The sequence below is a fragment of the Microcystis sp. M169S2 genome (assembly GCF_020245865.1).
Lineage (GTDB): Bacteria > Cyanobacteriota > Cyanobacteriia > Cyanobacteriales > Microcystaceae > Microcystis > Microcystis ichthyoblabe_A.
Genome location: NZ_JADBUB010000113.1, coordinates 34,452 through 50,224, shown reverse-complemented (window position 1 = coordinate 50,224; position 15,773 = coordinate 34,452). Strand labels below are relative to the sequence as shown.

Below are 15,773 nucleotides of genomic sequence, written 5' to 3'. Positions count from 1 at the left end.
GCTTGTATATGTCAACGATCATTACCATTAATAATCTCTGGGCCGGCTACGAACAGGAACCTATCCTCGAAGATATTAATTTAACCATTGAAGAATTAGATTTCCTGGGAATTATCGGCCCGAATGGAGGAGGAAAAACTACCCTCCTTAAGGTTTTACTGGGATTAATTAAACCTTGGCGGGGAGAAGTCAGTATTTTGGGGCAAAGTGTCGAAAAAGGTCGGGAATTAGTCGGTTATGTGCCGCAGTTTGTCGAATGCGATCGCTCATTTCCCATCACTGTGGGTGAGGTGGTGAAAATGGGGAGATTGAGCAGCAAAAAACTCTGGCAAGGCTATAGTAAAAAAGATGAGTTAAGGGTAGATAAAGCTTTAGATAGTGTGGGAATGTTAGCGTTGAAAAAAAGATCGATTGCTGAACTTTCGGGAGGACAGCGCCAACGGGTTTATATCGCTCGCGCTTTAGCAGTAGAACCCCGTCTCTTGATTTTAGATGAACCCACTGCTAGTGTCGATCCCCAAATGCGTGCTAGTATTTTTTCCCTGTTGCAAGAATTGAATGAGTGGATGACTATTTTAATTATTTCCCATGATCTGGGAACCCTATCTACCTATGTTAAATCGATCGGTTGTCTCAATCGTCGTCTCTATTATCACGGCCAAAAATCTCTCACTACCGCTATGTTAGAACAAGTGTATTGTTAAAAGGTTTCTCCCTTTCAAGAATAGTCCTAATAACGCAAGATTCAACGATATTTGTAAACTGCTAAAATTAGAAGGGTTTTCCCTTGATCGAATTACAGGTAGCCATCACATTTTTAAAAGAAATGATATTATTTTGGTCATACCTGTTCATAATAAAAAAGTAAAATCTGTTTATATTCGTCGAGTCCTTGAAATTATCGGAGACAACTAAAGATGAATTATCCAATTATTATTTATCCCTGTGAAGAAGGCGGTTTTGTCGCTGAAATTCCAGCACTATCTGGCTGTTTGGCTCAGGGTGAAACCTTAGAAGAAATCCTAAAAGAATTACTGATGGTAAAAGATTTATGGTTAGAAACAGCCCAAAAATATAATCAAAAACTTCCCAACTTAGAAACAGAGATAGCGAAAATCAAAGCATTAAGCACTGTATAGAGGAATTTTTGGGGAATGGCGATCGCTAATTGTCGTCTTGACTTAAAAAATAGTTACTTAACGCGCTTTTTTGCTTTTAATCATGATGAATTTGTAATTATTCTGCGTTACGCTAACACATCCTAGCGTGCTACTATTCTGGTCAGTGATTCTTTACAGTAACCAGACGCGATCGCAGATTCAGATGGATCAACAGTTTCCCAGTGTCGGTAGTCAGACAAAGGGACTTTTGGTTAATGCCGATGGTTCTGTGGATATCTATTTCGGGCCGAAACCGCCTGCTGGCAAGGAGAATAACTGGGTGCAGACGATGCCTGAAACGGGTTGGAATACGATTCTTCGGCTTTATGGCCCGCTTGAGCCTTGGTTTGACAAGACTTGGCGACCAGGGGAAATTGAGTTGTTGAAGTAGTCCTATCCAGAATATGGCTGGATCGCCGATCTGTTGCTTGGGTTGAGGTGATAAAATTTGGCGATCAAACTTTGTCAGAGAGAATGATTGCAGTAACTCGACAATTAGGTTATTATTTCCTATAGTTGGGTTGCATTTCTGAACCTTAAGCGACGAGAGTGGCGATCCCACTAAATCCTTTAGTCTGATGAGCATTGCAAACTTATAATGTCTATCAAGTTCCATAAAACCACAAGTATCTATTTTTATACACATATTTAACTTCTATTATAAATACATTCATTTTCCTATGAACATTGATGATTTTAAACACCTTTTTCCATTGCCAGAAAACTGGATCAATACTATCCTTCTATTGCTTTTCTTTGGATTTTTGCCATTCATTATTAAATCGATAACTCCATTAACTAAGTTATATTCAACCTTTAAAGAGTTTAAAGATCGCAAAATTCTTACGGAAAAATTAAGTCGAGGTGCATACGATAAAGAAACAATACAACAATCAACTAAATATTACATCAGTCCTAAGTGTTCAAATATAGATCCAGCCCAAGAGGAAGAAATACGACAAGCATTAATGGCGACAAGAGAAAGTTTATTTAAAAAAATAGATGATTTTTTAGATGATCATGATTCTTCTAAAAGACACTTACTCATACTAGCTGACTCTGGAACTGGCAAAACATCATTTGTTTTAAATTATTATGCTCATAATTTACGTCGAAGTCGAAACAAATCTCAAAATTTATTTTTAGTACCTCTCGGCTTGAAAGATGCTGATACACAAATTAGCGAATATGAAAATAAAAATGAGACTGTTATTTTTCTTGATGCCTTAGATGAAGATACGAAAGCGATTGAAGATCATCGTACACGCATCAGACATCTTATGGATGCTTGTCGAGATTACAAGCGAGTGATTATTACTTGCAGAACACAATTTTTTCCAAATGATGAAGAAATGCCTGTTGAAACAGGAATTGCTCGGGTAGGCCCTCGAAAAGCTGGAGAAAAAGGTGTTTATGAATTTTGGAAACTTTATCTTTCTCCTTTTGATGATAATGATATAGACCTTTATCTTCAAAAGCGTTTTCCCTTTTGGCTTTCTAGCAAACGGAAAAAAGCTAAAGAGTTAGCTTATCGGATTAAGTCACTAAGTGTAAGACCGATGCTTTTAGCTCATATTCCTGATGTTATTGAGTCAGGACACAAAATAACTCAATCTTACCAGCTATATCAACTAATGGTAGATGCTTGGTTAGAGCGAGAGTCTTCTTGGGTAAGCAAAAGTAAGTTAGGAGAATACTCAGAACGGCTTGCTGTAAATCTTTATGTTAATAGGGAAAAAAGAGGAATGGAGAGAATTCCTTCTCAAGATTTAGAGGGTTTAGCCAATGAGTGGAATAGCGATTTGACACGATGGGAACTTAGTGGAAGATCACTTTTGAATCGGGATGCACAGGGAAATTATAAATTTGCTCATCGCTCAATCATGGAGTACCTTTTTGTTAAAAGGCTACTTCAGGGAGATTTTGGTTGTAGTGGTGTTATTCTTACTGATCAAATGAAACGTTTTTTGATCGAAATAATTGCAACTGAAAGTGATAATCTTAGTATTGATGAAGCTTTAGAGTTTTTTTTAAAAATAGAAGTTTATATTGATTACGAAGATCGAATTATTTTAGAGAGAAATAAACAAAATGCTCTTGATCAAGCACCTAATGCTGATGACTTAGAAGAGTTGATTAATTCTCAAGACGACTTTGTCGTTAAATTAAATAAGTTTTACAACGACGCTATGATTTTAATTCATTTTTCTGGGATAAATCTACTTTTGTCTCGCGATATAGATAATGGGATAAAAGATGAACTTTTTTTGAAATTACAAAGTTCAGATTTAGGTTTTAGTGATTCCTATATTAAGCAAGTTCTTGAGCTATTACTCCCTGATTTATCTAATTCAAGAGAATCTTTTATAAGGGCTAAGACTAGATTAAATGGATTACGAAAATACTACATTGAACAACTAATAGGGAAGACAATTGAAATTGGACTAGATAAAGAAATTGAAAATAGATTAGAAAGCAGAATTGGAATAGAAAAGAAATCTAGCTCACAAGCCAAAATACATCAAGATGTAAAACGTTTTGTAAAACTTTATGGTATTCATGGGCTAATAAGTTTTTCTTTAATTAATCAATCGTCATTCTGCAAGATCGAGCCTTTGTATCCTAATTTTAATAGTTTTGTTTTAAGATTAATTCCCGAAGTGCAATCACCGATCTTGTAGTGCAATCGTTTTTGGGGAGGAGAAGGGGCGATCGTTTTTTTTGGGGAGGAGAAGGGGCGATCGCCTGCCCTGAGATTAATCTCTCAACAAAGCTCGAAAACCAGCTTGCTGAAAATGAATATCCGTTGTTAATGCTTCCGTTATTCTACGCTCTTCCTTTACAATAAAAGAAATACAGTCAACAATTCCCCAATTTTTATCGTTTCTTTGACAATATAGTTGAAAAGCTTTTTGATAAAGAATTTCCGATAAGGGAATAACTGTCACTGTTCTGTCCTTTTCTAATGAGGACAATAATTTAATTGACTTAGAGCGATATTTTTGTTTAGATAAAGCATTGCCAATCTCTAAAATAATGGCTCTGGTTGTAACTAAAGGTGTTTTTGAAGTTTTTAATTGTTGGGCAATGGCAAGTGCTTTATGATGATAATCGTCCGTAGATGAAGATAAAGCGATCGCATAACTTGTATCGAGAAATTTCTCAGGGTTCATGCTCTTTTTCTTCGCCATATAAATATTTATCTAGATTTTCTGACCAATCTGAGGGGCCGTCTAGTTGTAATGATTCTGCTGTCTCTAAAAAAGAAGTGAGTTCATTATTTTCATCCGATAAGTTATCAACAATAATGCGGACACGAGTATTAGCCTTCAATCTAACGGGTTGCTCTGGATGAAAGACCTTTCCGTCAAATAATGCGTTAATAGAATTAAGCATGATCTGTTGGTGAAATGATTTTTACTTGAAATATCTATATTATAAATGTAACACACCAAATTGATTGTTATTCGCTGTCATCTTGTTGGTTAAACTTTAAAGCTGCCGCTTGGGATAGGAACGCAAAGGGCGATCGCTTTTTGATGAGGAGGAGGGGCGATCTTGTAGGTGGCTCTTCGGGACTTGGTATGGTTCGATAGGGGGGCATAAATCGACTCAATCCTTATCTGGCAAGAGATTTAATTGATTAGTTCGCTCCAGATCGCCAACAATTGACAAAAATTGCGGCAATGTCTGTCTCTATAAAGGTTTCATTCCTTATAACCCCGTCCATTGCATAAGACAAACCGAAGAACCCGAAATCCTCGTGAACTTTATTTTAAGTCACCATGCCGAAGAAAAAATTATTCAACGCCAAATCTCTTTAAAAATATTGCAGGACATCCTCAATAATCCTGAGCAAATTTTAGAAGAAGATGGACTCAAAGTTTATCAAGGTACGTTTGTCGCCATTAACAATAAAACGTATCTTCTGAGAATTTACATTAATGACTTAGTTGAGCCTCAAAAAATTGTTACACTATATGTTACCAGTAAACTTAGAAAATATAGGCAGCTATCAAATGAAAGCTAAATATGATGCTGAAGTTGACGTTTTAACAATTACCTGGCATGACACACCCGTAGAAGAAAGTGAGGCAATCAGTCCGGGGGTTATTCTTGACTATGATCAAGCAGGTAATGTAATCGGGATTGAAATTCTTAATGCTTCTCGAAAAATCGAGAATTTTTCTCCGAATGTGCAGGTAGCTATTTCTTCTCGATAAAGGTGATCGCTGATCCTGTAGTGCGATCGCTGATCTTGTAGGTTGGGTTGAGGTGACAAAACCCAACATTGCTTTTATTTCTTACCTTAATTTTTGGGGTTTCACTTGTACATTTTATTCCATACCAATATCACTATCAAAGATCAGCTTTTCTGAAGCTCCCCACATCTGATCATAAATTCCTTCTTCAACATAACGGTGAAAACTGGAATATTGCCAATCTTTCGGAGCGTTTACTAATCCATGATGCACGGTATTCGAGATGATTAACAAAATCTCAATAAAAAACCCTTGACAAATCCCCGCCCTTGACAGATACTTATATATATAATGGGAATCCGTGCCTGCCTGCGAACCCTCTTTTTTTAGGTTAGATAAGCGTCAAAAAAATAAAAACCTAATACCTGACCAGCACTAAACAGGATAGGGTATGACAACTAAAGACTTATACGAACAGGACTATCCTGCTTGGTTAGAAGAAACGGCCAAACAACTGCGACAAAGACAGACAGATGTATTAGATTGGGAACATCTCGGAGAAGAAATCGAAGCATTGGGGAACGAACAGAGACATAAAGTAGATAGTTATCTCCTACAATTGCTCATTCATCTGCTCCTCTACCAATACTGGCCGGAGGAACGAGAAAGATGTGCGCGGGGATGGCAGGACGAAATCGGTAACTTTCGGGTGGAATTAGAACTTTTATTGGAGTCGAAAACCCTTTATAACTATTTTTTAACCAGAATCGCCGTTATTTACCCCAAAGCAGTGAAGCGAGTCCGACAAAAAAGCCAATTACCGGCCGCTATCTTTGCCGAAAGCTGCCCCTATAGTCCCGAACAAATCCTCGATTCCGATTTTCTCCCCTGAAATTCCGGCAGATTTTTTCAAAAAAACCCTTGACAAATCCCCGCCCTTGACAGATACTTATATATATAATGGGAATCCGTGCCTGCCTGCGAACCCTCTTTTTTCAGGTCAAATAAGCGTCAAAAAAATAAAAACCTGATAACCGGTCCCTAACTACCTATAAGCTTTTCACCCAATCACTAATCAACTGGTTAACCTCTGTGGGAATTTCATCGTGGGGACAATGACCGGCAGTTAGATAATATTCTGTCAGAGAAGGATAGTATTGACGGAATTTGGATCCGCGTTCCCTAGTATTCATCCAAGGATCCCCCTCACCCCATAACATCAACAGGGGACAACTTAACTTTTGCAGGAGAATATCCACGTTTTCCCCCCGGGGAGATTTAAACACAGAAGCAAAAACTTTGGCTGCTCCCGCATCCAGGGAAGGACGACGGATATCTTCTATTAACTGCTCAGTAATGGCACTGCGATCGAGATATACTTTCTCTAGGGTTTTGCGGATAGTTTTGGGTTGACGGGTATAGAGAAATAAGAGATAACTGGCCCAGGGTTGCAGCAAGATCGATCGCAGTAATTTTTGTGCTAAATTAGGCTGACGATTGCTTTCTGTATCGCTAAAGGGACCGGCACTATTGAGGAGAATTAATCCCCGAACATTCTCAGAGTGATTAGCAGCTACACAGAGAGAAGCGTAACCCCCCAGAGAATTACCCGCTAAAACCGTCGGTTGCCCCACAACTTCCTTGATAAAATCATTTAATTGTTGCTGCCAAAGATTGCCACTATAGACAAGATCCGGTTTAGCTGATCTACCAAATCCTAACAGATCGATCGCCCATACTTCCCATTCTGAGGCTAAACCTGACACATTTTTTCGCCAATGGTCGGTGGAAGCGCCAAAACCGTGGACTAATAGTAACGGGGGTTTTCCCGTGACTCTAGTACCCGCTTGCACATAGTGTATCGAATGTCCTTGCCATTGCCAATTTTGCCTTATCGTCAGAGCAGCTGTATTCATCGGCCGTTTTGTTAAGTAATGTGAATAATTCTTAGTCTAACCGATTGAGAAACTGGAGACAAAGCTAGAGATTTTTGACCAAACCCCTTGACTGAAAACGGAACTTGACATATACTTATATATATAATGGGAATCCGTGCCTGCCTGCAAACCCTTCATTTTTGGGCAAATAACCCTAAAAAACACTCTCAAAAAAATCTTGAGCGGGATTAATCTGCTGGTATGGGTGGCTAACCCCAGAGAATTACTCCTGAATCATCGGGACAGTTTTTTGCTAATTCTGATATAACAGCTATGAAGATTTTGACGATTTTACAGGGATTAATCGACAAAAATCCCTTAACTGAGGCGGATATAGAAGATTTACTAGAGATCGAATCCTTAAATTTTAGGGAGACTAACCCTCTGATCCTACAGGAAAGGGCGGAACTATTAACGATTCTCTGGCCGCGAGTCTGGCAAAAATGTCAGGAGTTAGGGATAAATCAGCCAAATCAGATTTTGATCAGCTGTTGGCGCTTGTGGATTCCTTGGGCGCTAGAGCTACGCAGCCACGCAAAACCGTTGATTCAAGGCATTTTGGCTCCCCAAGGCACGGGAAAGACCACATTAACATCTATAATGTCGATTATTTTAGCCTATTTTGATTTAAAAGTAAATAATCTCTCTTTAGATGATATTTATAAGACCTATAATGAGCGAATAAAATTGCGTCAAAAGGATGAAAGATTGCGCTGGCGTGGTCCACCTGGTACTCATGATATAGCATTAGGAATTAAAGTTTTAGAACAGGTTTGTCAGCAAGAAAGTCCGATTTTAATCCCGCGTTTTGACAAGTCCCTGCATCGAGGACAAGGAGATAGAATTGCAGCGGAACAAGTGGAACGAGTGGATATTCTTTTTTTCGAGGGTTGGTTTGTGGGCATGAATCCAGTAGAAGAAACAGTCTTTGATCATGCCCCCGATCCGATTAATAGCGAGGAAGACCGACAATTCGCCAGAGATAATAATCAAAGATTGCGAGAATATCTACCCCTCTGGTCAAAAATCGATCGCTTACTGATTCTTTATCCCCTTGACTACCGTTACAGTTTACAATGGCGACAGGCAGCCGAAACAAAAGGAGGTATGACCCCATCAGAAATCGAGGAATTTGTCAAGTATTTTTGGAAAAGTTTACATCCGCAATTATTTCTGCCACCCCTGCTCAAACAAGCAAATCTAGTGGTAGAAATTAATCGGGATCATAGTCTGGGAAAAATCAGTTATCAGTGAGCAGTAGGCAAGAGGCAAAAGAAAGAATCTGGCAATTCTCCTACCCAAAAAGAAGGTTAGAAACTAAGTCCATAAAATCTTCTAGCTTAACAAATTAGGTTTTAGATTCCGTCGAGTTAAAAGAAAGCTCCGAACTTGTCACTTAACACTATTGACTGATAACTGATAACTGGTAACTGATAACTGATAAAGCTTATGATTGAAGTCGAACATCTGAGTAAAATTTATGGTTCTGCCACGGCAATCAGTGACGTAGATTTTACCGTAGAAAAAGGAGAAATTCTCGGTTTTTTAGGACCAAATGGAGCCGGAAAAACCACCACTATGAGAATTTTATCCGGTTATATTCCCGCCACAACGGGAACAGCAAGGATAGCAGGATATGATGTGCATCAACAATCCTTAGAAGTGCGTCGTCGCATTGGTTATCTTCCCGAAAATCCCCCCTTGTATCCAGAAATGACCGTGGAAGGTTTTCTTGATTTTGTGGCACGGATTAAAGGCATCTCATCGGGGGATAGAAAAGCGCGGGTAGATTTAGTGTTAGGCAAATGTCAGTTACTAGAAAAAAGAAAAGTTATTATCCGCAAATTATCCAAGGGGTATAAACAGCGTGTGGGAATTGCCCAAGCGATCATACACGATCCACCAGTAATTATTTTAGATGAACCGACAGTAGGATTGGATCCGAAACAGATTATCGAGGTGAGAAATCTGATTAAAAGTTTAGCGGGAGAACATACAATTATTCTCTCCACTCATATTTTGCCAGAAGTGAGTATTACCTGCGATCGAGCGACAATTATTAATCGGGGTCGCATCGTGGCCAATAATATTACTACCGCTACCCCTGCCGGTTCCAGTTATGAAATTGAGATCGAGGGTGATAGGGATTCCCTGCTAGAAATCCTTCAACAACTGCCGCAAGTCGAGCAAGCGGCAAAAGTCGGCGATAACCTGCTTAAAATTGTTGGTCAAGTGGGAACAAACTTAGGGGCAGAACTTGCTAGAATAGTTGTCAACAATGGTTATAACCTATTAGAAATGCGTCGCACCCGCAAAACCCTAGAAGATATCTTTTTGGAAGTAATCGGCAGCGGGGAAATTAACCAGCAACAGGAGAGGCATGATCAATAATATCTGGGCGATTTTTCGCAAGGAATTTCAAAGCTATTTTACCGCCGCCAATGCCTATATCATTATGGGGATATTTTGGTTAGTAGCAGGATTTTTCTTTAACTCCCTTCTCTACGGCATTATTCTCGATGTTAGTATCCAAGAACAATCGGGATTTCTGGTAGCCAGAGATACGGTATCTGAATTTATGACCACTTTCATCGGCATTATTTTATCCTCTTTATTGTTGGTAATTTTGCCAGCCCTGTCTATGGGATTATACGCAGAGGAAAAAAAACAGGGAACCCTAGAACTTTTAGCCACTTCTCCCCTGACTAATTGGAGTATAGCCATCGGTAAATTATTGGGAGTGCTGGCCTTTTTTACCGTGATGATTACCCCCCTCTGGGTTTACGAAATAGTAGTTTTTAGTAGCGCAGTTCCCCCGGTGAATATAGCCAGTGTTTTAATGGCTCATCTTGGATTAATTTTACTGGCAGCGGCCATCCTAGCCATCGGGATGTTTATTTCTTCCCTCACCAATAGTTCTATCCTTGCTTACATCATCACCTTTATCACCATCTTATTTATCTGGATACTGGATGTCATTGCTAACAATGCCGAAACCTTCTTTCGAGATCGCATCGGAGGAGAAGTGGGAGAACAGATCGGATTTTTCCTAAAAGAATTGCTCTCCCATCTATCTTGGTATCAACCCTTTAACAATTTCGTGCGGGGAATTTTTGACAGTAGTAGTTTAGTCATCCTGCTCAGTTATATTCTGCTGGGAATCTTCCTAACTACTCAAGCGATCGAAGCGGACCGTTATCAAAGAAACTAACTATGATATCCTGGCAAAAATACAGTAAATTTCTCTATATACCCGCCCTATTTCTCGGTAGTGCCGGCCTAACCGTGGGGTTAATTTCTGGTCAATGGTCATCCCTCTCTCTGGGGTTATTAATTGCTGGGGCTATTCTGTTTCTAGGGTGGCTGTTGTTATTAGTAATCACTGCCAAAGAATTTTGGCAAAAAAGAAGTACCCGCACCAGTACTCAAACCCTCATAACTACTATTATTGTCCTCGGTGTTATCGGTTTAATTAACTTTCTCGCCCTCCGTTATCCCTATCGAGTTGATTTAACCGAAAACCAAATCTTTAGTTTATCCCCCCAAACCGAAAGACTATTAACCAATCTGTCAAAACCTGTCAAAATCTGGATTTTTTCAACCCGGGGAATCAGTGGCAACGAAGAGGAACTTTTAGCCAATTATCAACGCAAAAATCCCCAATTTCAGTACGAGATAGTTAACCCGGAGAAAAAACCCAATATTGTTCAAGAATTTAAAAAACTAGCCGATGATAATCTGTCTAGAGTCTATCTACAGTATGGTGACAAAAAACAACCCCTGAAAACTATTAGTGAAGAGGAAAGTCTCACCGAAGCGAAACTGAGTAACGCCATCGAAACCGCTAAAACCGATCGCACTTTAACCGCTTATTTTCTGCAAGGTCATGGAGAAAATGCCATCAAAGAACCTCAAGGGGGTTTAGGGCAAGCAGTCAATAGTTTAGAAGCAAAAGGTTATCAAGTAGAACCACTTAATCTAGTGGAACGTTCCACCATTCCCAATAATGCCGATGTCATTATTATTGCCAGTCCCAAAAGAAAAATATTTCCCCAAGAAGTCACCGCGTTAAAAAACTATCTTGAGCAAGGGGGCAAAATTTTATTACTGATTGACCCTCAAACCGAAACCGGATTAGAACCCTTATTAACCGCTTGGGGTGTGAAACTGGATAATCGGATTATTATTGATGCTTCCGGTGCTGGGGAAATCATCGGTTTAGGTCCGGCTAGTCCCATTATTACCAATTACGGTAATCATCCGATTACTCGCGATTTTGCCAACGGTATTTCTATCTTTCCCTTTGCTCGTCCCATCGCTACCGTTCCCATCGAAGGAATTGAAGCCGTATCTTTAATGATTACTAATGATAAAATGTGGGCTGAGAGTGATTTAAATGATCAGAATCTCCAGTTTAACCCTGAAAAAGATTTAGCTGGCCCCTTTGATTTAGGAGTTGCTCTAACGGGAAAAAAAGGTAAATTAATCGTGATTGGTAATGCCAGCTTTGCCAGCGATGGACTGTTTGAACAACAGTTAAACGGAGATATATTTTTAAATTCTGTGCAGTGGTTAGCCAGTGGTGAAACAGCCACCTTATCTATCCGGGCTAAGGAACCAGAAAATAGAAGAATTAATTTAAATCCCCTGCAAGCTAACGCTATTTTTTGGATAGCGATGGTAGTGATGCCTTTAGTAGGATTTACCCTAGCTGGATTGACTTGGTGGCAACGTCGTTAATCGAGTTAGAATCTAGAAAAATCATCTCTCTTATTCCCCTAACTGCCATGACCACAACCCAAACTATCCCCCAATTGTTGACTTTTGATGACTATATTAATCAATATCCCGATGATGGACAACAATACGAATTAATCGCAGGAAAATTATTGGCCATGATGCGACCGATCGGAAAACACGAAGAAATTGGCGGTTTTATGACCATCGAGTTAGGATTGGAGATTAGAAGACGGCAATTGCCCTATTTTATCCCCAATACTGCGGCAGTAAAACCCCTTCGCCCCCATACAGGTTATCTACCCGATATTATTGTCTTAGACAGAGAAAATCTAGTTAACGATCCCTATTGGGAAACCGCTTCCTCAATTTCTCTGGCAACATCAGCTAAATTAATTATTGAAATTGTCAGTTCCAATTGGCGAGATGATTATCTGAAAAAATTCGACGACTACGAACAATTAGGAATTGCCGAATATTGGATTATCGATTATTTAGCCAAAGGTTCGGCCCGATATATCGGCAGCCCCAAAGAACCCACCATTTCTATCTATCAATTAATCGATGGAGAATATCAAGGTAATTTATTTAAACAGGATCAACGTCTTATTTCAGGGATTTTTCCAGAGTTAAACCTCACTGCTAATCAAATTTTTTGTGCTAGAGCTTAAAGAAAAACCCGTATTTTTAGATTGGACTTATGGTAAAAATCAAAAACTTACCTGAGAGTAAGGAGTCAGGAGCTTATCATAGAAAACAACTCAAGATCCGAGAAATCAATCAATGTTTACCACAATAGAAGATAAACAAGTCCTTTCCCTCGAAGTATTTCTTGCCCTTCCAGAAACTAAGCCTGCGAGGGAATATTATCATGGAATTGTCACTCAAAAACCTATGGCCAAAGGAAAACACAGCATCTTACAATTTGAGTTAGCCTCTGCCATTAATCAACAGACTAAACCTCAAAAATTAGCTTATGCTCTACCTGAATTGCGTTGTACTTTTGCAGAACGTTCAATTGTGCCAGATATTGCGGTGATTCGTTGGGAGAATTTGCCAAGAGATCTAGATGGAGAAATGGCCGATCAATTTTTACGTTATCCCGATTGGATTATTGAAATTATGTCTCCTGAACAATCTGTTACCTTAGGGATGGAAAAGATTATTTTCTGTTTACAACAAGGAACAGAATTAGGTTGGTTGATTGATCCTTCAGCCAAGTCAGTCACCGTTTTTCAAACAGGATTACCGAAAGTACATATTGCAACTGAAGGAAATAATGAGCCTTTAGCAGTGATTAAAGGATTAGAACGTTGGTCAATATCAGCAGTGGATATTTTTGCTTGGCTAAAGGTTTAATTTGTTCTGTCAGCATCGTTTGGTTTATCAGTTTATTCCAGAAGAGTAAAGTTGTCAAAGTTATACGGATGTGGACTCATTATGAATAACCCCTCTTATTTATTTTATACTGGTAACATTAATGATTGATTTGGATTGTAAAAATTAGGAACATGAAAGGCTTATGGTATAAGACTTTTGCCTTCCGCAAAGCGGTATAAATCCCCTCAAGATAACATAAAAATACGATATAAATACCCCCTCAACTGACTGAATGAAGGGGGTATTTGTGGTATTTTTAGAAGCAATTTAGCCTACTTTTGTGGTTTCTTTTTCGGTGGATTGGGAGGGTTTTAGTTTAGGTTTGAGTATCTCGATTATTCTAAATTTCGCTTTTTCCAGTAATCAGGTTTACGTTTTCCATGTGCGCTCGCAACTACCCAGATAAATGCTTCAAATTCTACATAAAAGATGATGTAAGGAAAACGGCGAATGAGATAACGGCGCATCCCTTCGATAGTATGGGCTGTTCCCAGATTAGGGTTAATTTTAATTTTTTCGAGAGCTTGTTCAATTTCAGATAGTAAATCTAGCCCTAATCCTATCTTTTGCTTCTCATAATATTGAATAGCATTGTCAAGTTCTCGTCTTGCTTCACTGTGAATAATAACAGGTTTCACGAATATTTCTCTCGTAATTCCAATAATACTTTATCCGATGGTTCACCCTTGGCTGTTCCAGCATAAATTTCGGCTAACCTTTGAGTTAATTCTCTATCCCAAGCCTCTAAAACATTGTCATCTACACCTTCATCTAAGGAATGGATGAGAAAGTAAGCTAGTTCAGCGCGATCTTGCACAGAAAGTTGAGCAAGTTCTATTTTGAGTGTTTCTGCTGTTTTAGTCATCTTGAAAGCATCTATAACCAGTCATCTTAGATTGTAGCAGCTCTCGGCTTGCAAGATAAACCATACTCCTTAAAATCATAGGAATTGAGAGAGTTATGCAAAAAACACCCCCTCAACTGAATGAATGAAGGGGCATTTATGGTATTTTTAGAAGCAATTTAGCCTACTTTTGTGGTTTCTTTTTCAGTGGATTGAGAGGGTTTTAGTTTGCGCTTGAGGGTTGAAACTGCGCCAAGAGTGCCGAGAGCGAGGAGGCTGAGGGTTGAGGTGGGTTCTGGAACATGAACTTTTACCTCTAGGCTATTCCACGCATTCCAAGGTCTATTTAATCCTGTAACAGGATTAACTTCCGTGAATAGAACACCTCCCTGGGTAGATTCGTTAAGGCGAATTCTAGTCACTCGAGTGATATCAAATCCTGGTTGATTGTAGAAATATCCGAATCCTTGAGCTTCTTGGATATCTGGACTAATCATTAGCATACTCCAATCTGGACTGGTAGGATTTCCGAACCAACCTCTTGAACGTCCCTGACTATCAAACAATTCCAGAGAAAAGTCCCAAACTCCCTGTGGAGGACGTAAGGAGAATTTAATCCAAGTGTTAGTTAGATCGGGGTCATCTTGATAAACGTAATCCCAGGCAGCTACATTGAGTACATTTGGGTTATCGCTGTTAGAGTTATTCCAACTCATTACAAGAGAATTAAATGCAGGTAATTGTCCGCCTGGATTAAAGACAGAAATGTCTGGCGTTAAGGTTATATCACTTGCATTAGCAATGGATTGTACCGGAGTCCCAAACATATTCATCCCAATCTGAGTATTGTAGAATTCTTGAGCGGCAAATCCTTCTAGGGGATTATTAGCGACTCGAATTAAATTTTGACTAATTCCTTGCGTCCAAGTCATGCTACCTCCTGCACCGATAGAAAAAGCAGGACTAGCTTGAGCAGATGGAACAGAGCCAAAACTTATTACAATTCCAGTTGGAATGCCAAAGGTAGCAGCACCAGAGGGAAAAGTTTTTCTGAGTATGCTGTTGTTCATTATTGTTTACACAAAGTTGATAGTTTTGCTGTGGGGAATCTCTAAAAATCGACTTACCCCTTTGCGATCGCTCTCCCTCGCAGCCAGGTCAAGCAACAGCCCCACCCAACCCCAAAGGCAGACAACAGAACCATACACACTATCCCCATCAAAAAGTATTAAAAGCTACAATTTAATAAATCTTTACATTCCTTTCCCCGATTAGCGATTCACAGAGCAAAGAGTCTCAGGTGTTTTCCCCTGTTTTTTTTACTCCTTCTCAGGCGAACTATCCTCATTCCGTGAGATATTGTGGCGCAGTATGTCGTATTCGCCTTTGCCTTCTCCCTTGACTGCGCTTCAACTCGATCGCTAACCAAATTAAGCACGATTATCTCGCACCAACCAGATTATAGACTGGGGATAATAGATGCAAGGAGACTTTTAAGGGGGTAGAAATAATT

General features: G+C 39.3%; 21 protein-coding genes. 14 read left to right on the top strand and 7 right to left on the bottom strand.

The window, feature by feature from the left end:
• The first annotated feature begins 8 nt into the window (after positions 1–8).
• The 5 genes from IM485_RS12000 (at position 9) to IM485_RS11980 (ending at position 3,841) form a co-directional block, all read left to right on the top strand.
• Positions 9–704 carry a metal ABC transporter ATP-binding protein gene (locus IM485_RS12000; RefSeq protein WP_002755806.1) on the top strand — a complete coding sequence of 232 codons (696 nt, stop codon included), beginning with the start codon at positions 9–11 and terminating at the stop codon, positions 702–704.
• Entirely contained in the window at positions 697–915 is a 219-nt protein-coding gene (locus IM485_RS22735) for a type II toxin-antitoxin system HicA family toxin (RefSeq protein WP_353846015.1), read from the top strand. The genes IM485_RS12000 and IM485_RS22735 overlap by 8 nt, the downstream gene beginning before the upstream one ends.
• Before the next feature lie 2 nt (positions 916–917).
• Positions 918–1,139 (top strand): type II toxin-antitoxin system HicB family antitoxin, encoded by a 222-nt coding sequence (locus tag IM485_RS11990; RefSeq protein ID WP_287743261.1) that lies wholly within the window; start codon positions 918–920, stop codon positions 1,137–1,139.
• A 145-nt stretch (positions 1,140–1,284) separates the two neighbouring features.
• Complete coding sequence (locus IM485_RS11985; protein WP_287743319.1) at positions 1,285–1,551, top strand: DUF1214 domain-containing protein; 267 nt, start codon at positions 1,285–1,287, stop codon at positions 1,549–1,551.
• A 289-nt stretch (positions 1,552–1,840) separates the two neighbouring features.
• Positions 1,841–3,841: an NACHT domain-containing protein gene (locus IM485_RS11980; protein ID WP_287743258.1), complete on the top strand. Its 2,001-nt coding sequence runs from the start codon at positions 1,841–1,843 to the stop codon at positions 3,839–3,841.
• A gap of 75 nt (positions 3,842–3,916) precedes the next feature.
• On the opposite strand, the gene IM485_RS11975 is transcribed toward IM485_RS11980, so the two are convergent.
• The 3 genes from IM485_RS11975 to IM485_RS11965 form a co-directional block, all read right to left on the bottom strand.
• Positions 3,917–4,333: a type II toxin-antitoxin system VapC family toxin gene (locus IM485_RS11975; RefSeq protein ID WP_353846014.1), complete on the bottom strand. Its 417-nt coding sequence runs from the start codon at positions 4,331–4,333 to the stop codon at positions 3,917–3,919.
• Complete coding sequence (locus tag IM485_RS11970) at positions 4,323–4,556, bottom strand: hypothetical protein (protein WP_036401137.1); 234 nt, start codon at positions 4,554–4,556, stop codon at positions 4,323–4,325. The genes IM485_RS11975 and IM485_RS11970 overlap by 11 nt, the downstream gene beginning before the upstream one ends.
• Positions 4,557–4,623: 67 nt before the next feature.
• Positions 4,624–4,764: a hypothetical protein gene (locus IM485_RS11965; protein ID WP_192576029.1), complete on the bottom strand. Its 141-nt coding sequence runs from the start codon at positions 4,762–4,764 to the stop codon at positions 4,624–4,626.
• 159 nt (positions 4,765–4,923) lie between these two features.
• Between IM485_RS11965 and IM485_RS11960 the strand changes: the two genes are divergently transcribed.
• The 3 genes from IM485_RS11960 (at position 4,924) to IM485_RS11950 (ending at position 6,254) form a co-directional block, all read left to right on the top strand.
• Positions 4,924–5,190 (top strand): hypothetical protein, encoded by a 267-nt coding sequence (locus tag IM485_RS11960; protein WP_002798441.1) that lies wholly within the window; start codon positions 4,924–4,926, stop codon positions 5,188–5,190.
• Positions 5,141–5,383, top strand: a complete 243-nt coding sequence (locus IM485_RS11955; RefSeq protein ID WP_002775710.1) for a DUF2283 domain-containing protein — start codon at positions 5,141–5,143, stop codon at positions 5,381–5,383. Before IM485_RS11960 ends, IM485_RS11955 begins: the two co-directional genes overlap by 50 nt.
• Before the next feature lie 430 nt (positions 5,384–5,813).
• The gene (locus IM485_RS11950) at positions 5,814–6,254 is read left to right on the top strand and encodes a DUF29 domain-containing protein (RefSeq protein WP_002790561.1); all 441 of its coding nucleotides are present in this window, start codon (positions 5,814–5,816) and stop codon (positions 6,252–6,254) included.
• Positions 6,255–6,411: 157 nt separating this feature from the next.
• On the opposite strand, the gene IM485_RS11945 is transcribed toward IM485_RS11950, so the two are convergent.
• Positions 6,412–7,278: an alpha/beta fold hydrolase gene (locus IM485_RS11945; protein WP_287743252.1), complete on the bottom strand. Its 867-nt coding sequence runs from the start codon at positions 7,276–7,278 to the stop codon at positions 6,412–6,414.
• Positions 7,279–7,572: 294 nt separating this feature from the next.
• On the opposite strand from IM485_RS11945, the gene IM485_RS11940 reads away from it, so the two are divergent.
• The 6 genes from IM485_RS11940 to IM485_RS11915 all read left to right on the top strand — a co-directional run bounded on the left by IM485_RS11940 (position 7,573) and on the right by IM485_RS11915 (position 13,395).
• Positions 7,573–8,553 carry an ABC transporter ATP-binding protein gene (locus IM485_RS11940; RefSeq protein ID WP_287743250.1) on the top strand — a complete coding sequence of 327 codons (981 nt, stop codon included), beginning with the start codon at positions 7,573–7,575 and terminating at the stop codon, positions 8,551–8,553.
• Between the two features lie 195 nt (positions 8,554–8,748).
• Positions 8,749–9,690 carry an ABC transporter ATP-binding protein gene (locus IM485_RS11935; RefSeq protein WP_287743248.1) on the top strand — a complete coding sequence of 314 codons (942 nt, stop codon included), beginning with the start codon at positions 8,749–8,751 and terminating at the stop codon, positions 9,688–9,690.
• Positions 9,680–10,510 carry an ABC transporter permease gene (locus IM485_RS11930; RefSeq protein WP_104398093.1) on the top strand — a complete coding sequence of 277 codons (831 nt, stop codon included), beginning with the start codon at positions 9,680–9,682 and terminating at the stop codon, positions 10,508–10,510. Before IM485_RS11935 ends, IM485_RS11930 begins: the two co-directional genes overlap by 11 nt.
• Positions 10,511–10,512: 2 nt before the next feature.
• A complete protein-coding gene (locus IM485_RS11925; RefSeq protein ID WP_104398092.1) occupies positions 10,513–12,039 on the top strand; it encodes a GldG family protein in 1,527 nt (508 codons plus the stop codon).
• Between the two features lie 47 nt (positions 12,040–12,086).
• Complete coding sequence (locus IM485_RS11920; RefSeq protein ID WP_079208955.1) at positions 12,087–12,707, top strand: Uma2 family endonuclease; 621 nt, start codon at positions 12,087–12,089, stop codon at positions 12,705–12,707.
• A gap of 112 nt (positions 12,708–12,819) precedes the next feature.
• Positions 12,820–13,395 (top strand): Uma2 family endonuclease, encoded by a 576-nt coding sequence (locus tag IM485_RS11915; protein WP_104398091.1) that lies wholly within the window; start codon positions 12,820–12,822, stop codon positions 13,393–13,395.
• Between the two features lie 356 nt (positions 13,396–13,751).
• On the opposite strand, the gene IM485_RS11910 is transcribed toward IM485_RS11915, so the two are convergent.
• The 3 genes from IM485_RS11910 to IM485_RS11900 all read right to left on the bottom strand — a co-directional run bounded on the left by IM485_RS11910 (position 13,752) and on the right by IM485_RS11900 (position 15,330).
• Entirely contained in the window at positions 13,752–14,054 is a 303-nt protein-coding gene (locus IM485_RS11910) for a type II toxin-antitoxin system RelE/ParE family toxin (RefSeq protein WP_104398090.1), read from the bottom strand.
• Positions 14,051–14,281 (bottom strand): addiction module protein, encoded by a 231-nt coding sequence (locus tag IM485_RS11905; RefSeq protein ID WP_002798429.1) that lies wholly within the window; start codon positions 14,279–14,281, stop codon positions 14,051–14,053. The genes IM485_RS11910 and IM485_RS11905 overlap by 4 nt, the downstream gene beginning before the upstream one ends.
• Before the next feature lie 158 nt (positions 14,282–14,439).
• The gene (locus tag IM485_RS11900) at positions 14,440–15,330 is read right to left on the bottom strand and encodes a PEP-CTERM sorting domain-containing protein (protein ID WP_287743241.1); all 891 of its coding nucleotides are present in this window, start codon (positions 15,328–15,330) and stop codon (positions 14,440–14,442) included.
• Positions 15,331–15,773: the final 443 nt, after the last annotated feature.